This window comes from Phytoactinopolyspora endophytica, assembly GCF_004138495.1.
Taxonomy (GTDB): Bacteria; Actinomycetota; Actinomycetes; order Jiangellales; family Jiangellaceae; genus Phytoactinopolyspora; species Phytoactinopolyspora endophytica.
In genome coordinates this window covers 78558-81487 of the sequence record NZ_ML142850.1, presented here as the reverse complement: position 1 = coordinate 81487, position 2930 = coordinate 78558, and the positions used below count along the sequence as shown (strand labels likewise).

Here is a 2930-nt window from a genome sequence, read left to right as displayed (position 1 = left end):
CCCCACACGAAGTCCGCGGGCAAGGGCGCCCTGGTGCTCTCGACGGTCATGTCGTGCTCCTCCCTGCGCCGCTACTCACTGGTGCTCTCACTCCATCCGACGCCGACGGCGGCCCCGGCCTGTTCGTCCGCCTCGGCGTGCTGTGTGACGAGGCGGTGGCGGTCGGCGCGTCGCTGTGCCTGCCGGTCCGGATCGGGCACCGGCGCGGCCATGAACAGCCGCTGGGTGTACGGGTGCTCGGGGTGGCCGGTGACCTGGGCGCCGTCTCCCGATTCGACGATCTCGCCGCGGTACATGACCGCGACCCGGTGGCTGATGTGCCGTACGACCGCGAGGTCGTGTGAGATGAACAGGTAGGCGACGCCGGTGCGCTCCTGGATCTCGATGAACAGGTCGAGGACATGGGCCTGGGTGGACAGGTCCAGCGCGGACACCGGCTCGTCGCACACGATCAGCCGTGGGTCGAGGGCGAGCGCTCGGGCGATGGCGATGCGCTGCCGCTGCCCACCGCTGAACTCGCGTGGAAGCCGGGAGCCGGCGTCGTGCGGCAGATGCACCTGGTCGAGCAGGTAGGCGACGCGTGCCCGGGCCGACTCGGCGTCGGCACCTCGCGTCGTGAGCGGCTCGCTGAGGATCTGCTGGATCGTCATCGCGGGGTTGAGCGAGCTGTACGGGTCCTGGAAGACGACCTGGATCTCGCTGCTCAGCGCCCGGCGCTCCCGCCGTGAGAGGTGCGCGATGTCGCGTCCGCGGTAATCGATCCGGCCGCTCGTGACACGTGCCAGTCCTAGCACGGCGCGGCCCAGCGTCGTCTTGCCCGAACCGGACTCGCCGACCAGGCCCACCGTCTCGCCCTCACGGATGTCGAGCGAGACGCCTTGCAGGGCGCGGAACCCGCCGGCCCGCCAGCCCTTGCCCGGGTATTCGACCTCGACATCGCGCATATCGAGCAGGTTGGCTGTCATCGCACACCGCCTTCGCCGCCGGCGGGGACGAGCGCACCGCGCGGCTCGCCGTCCTCGAGGATGGCGTCGAGCAGCGACTGCGTGTACGTGTGCTCGGCGTCGTGGAAGATGGCCCGCACCGGGCCGGTCTCGATGATGCGGCCCGACTGCATGACCGAGATCCGGTCGCAGAGGTCGGCGACCACGCCGAAGTTGTGCGTCACCAGGAGCATTCCCATCCGGCGTTCCTCCTGTAGGTCGCGGAGCAGGTCGAGCACCTCGGCCTGCACGGTCACGTCAAGAGCCGTGGTCGGCTCGTCGGCGATGAGCAGTTCGGGATCGGTGGAGATCGCGCCGGCGATGAGCACGCGCTGCGCCATGCCGCCGGAGATCTCGTGCGGGTAGGCGGCGAACGTGCGTCGGGGGTCCGGGATGCCGACCCGGCTGAGCAGCGCGAGCGCCCTTTCGACCGCCTCCTTCTTGCCGAGCCCGAGTGTGACGCGCAGCGGCTCGACGAGCTGGCTGCCGATGGTGAACGCGGGATCGAGGTTGCTCATCGGTTCCTGCGGGACGTAGGCGATCCTCCGGCCGCGGACCCGGGCGTAGGCGCGCTCGTCGGCGCCGGCCAGTTCGGCCTCTCCGAACCGGATGGACCCGTCGACGACGCGACCACCGTCGGGCAGCAGGCCCAGGACGGCGAACGCGGTCTGGGTCTTGCCCGATCCCGATTCGCCGATGAGCCCGTGCACCTCTGAACGCCGGATGCTCAGGTTGATGCCGTTGACCACCTCGACGATGCCGCCGTCCGGCTGGTCGTAGCCGATTCGCAGCCCGTCGATATGCAGCAGTTCCTCGCCGATGTGGTCCTGGCCTCGCGCGTCGTCGGCATGCTCGACGACGGCCACAAGGTCCGGTGGCGCCTCGACAGCGGGTGGCGAAGCGACATGCCGGCGTCGCCGCTTGCGTCCGCCGCCGCTGCGCTCGAGTTCGTCGCGCATCGCATTCGCCAGCAACGCCAGAGCGATGGTGGTGAGGCTGATGGCCAGTGCCGGCCACAGCATGAGCATGGGCTCCTCGTAGATGTTGACGAAGCCGTCGTTGAGCATGCTTCCCCAGGTCGGCACCGAGAGATCGCCGAGGCCGAGGAACTCGAGGCCAGACTGGATCGCGATGGCGATGCCGGTGACGATCGCCGCCTGGATGATGATCGGGGCGCGGACGACGAACAGGATGTGCCGGCCGATGATGTGTGCGTCGCTGAGTCCGGAGACCCGAGCGGCGTCGACGTACAGCTCGTTGCGCACCGCGGTCACCGCCGCGTAGACGAGGCGGAAGAAGGCGGGGGACATGAGGACGCCGAAGATCGCCATCGACACCCACACGGAGGGCCCGAGCACGGCGCGGGCCGCCAGCAGCACCACGATGCCCGGCAGCGCCATGATCAGGCCGGTGAGCCAGGACGAGACGGCGTCGAACCACCGCCCGTAATATCCGGCGAGCAGACCGCCGATGACGCCGATCGTCAACGCGACGGCCAGCGCGACGAGCGCAGCGGCGACGCTGATCTGGGTGGCGGCGAGCAGGCGGGAGAGGACGTCGCGGCCGGAGCCGTCGGTCCCGAGCAGATGTTCGGAGCCCGGCGGCACCAGGATGTCCTGCAAGGATGCGAGGTTCGGGTCGCGCGGCGCGATCAGCGACCCGAGCACCGCGACGACCGCCACCACGGCGAGGAAGGCGAGGGCCACCATCGCGGTCGGGTTGCGGAGCAGGCGCCGGAGCAGCGACGCCTTGGCCGCGGGCGCGGATGTGGGCGTCGGCGCCTCGAGCGCCGGAGACAGTGCCTCGGTCACGACAGCCTCACCTTCGGGTTGAGCGTGGCCTGGAGCAGGTCGATCGCCAGGTTCACGACGACGACGATGACCGCGGTGGCGAGGACCAGGCCCATCACGATCGGGATGTCCCCGGAGGTGGTCGCCTGGACGGCAA

The 2930-nt window shown here is 70.1% G+C and carries 2 protein-coding genes; both read right to left on the bottom strand.

What is annotated here, in order from left to right; genetic code table 11:
* Window positions 1-71: 71 nt before the first annotated feature.
* Window positions 72-965 (bottom strand): ATP-binding cassette domain-containing protein, encoded by an 894-nt coding sequence (locus tag ELR45_RS03710; RefSeq protein WP_129663585.1) that lies wholly within the window; start codon window positions 963-965, stop codon window positions 72-74.
* Entirely contained in the window at window positions 962-2794 is a 1833-nt protein-coding gene (locus tag ELR45_RS03705; RefSeq protein ID WP_129663583.1) for a dipeptide/oligopeptide/nickel ABC transporter permease/ATP-binding protein, read from the bottom strand. Before ELR45_RS03705 ends, ELR45_RS03710 begins: the two co-directional genes overlap by 4 nt.
* Window positions 2795-2930 lie beyond the last annotated feature (136 nt).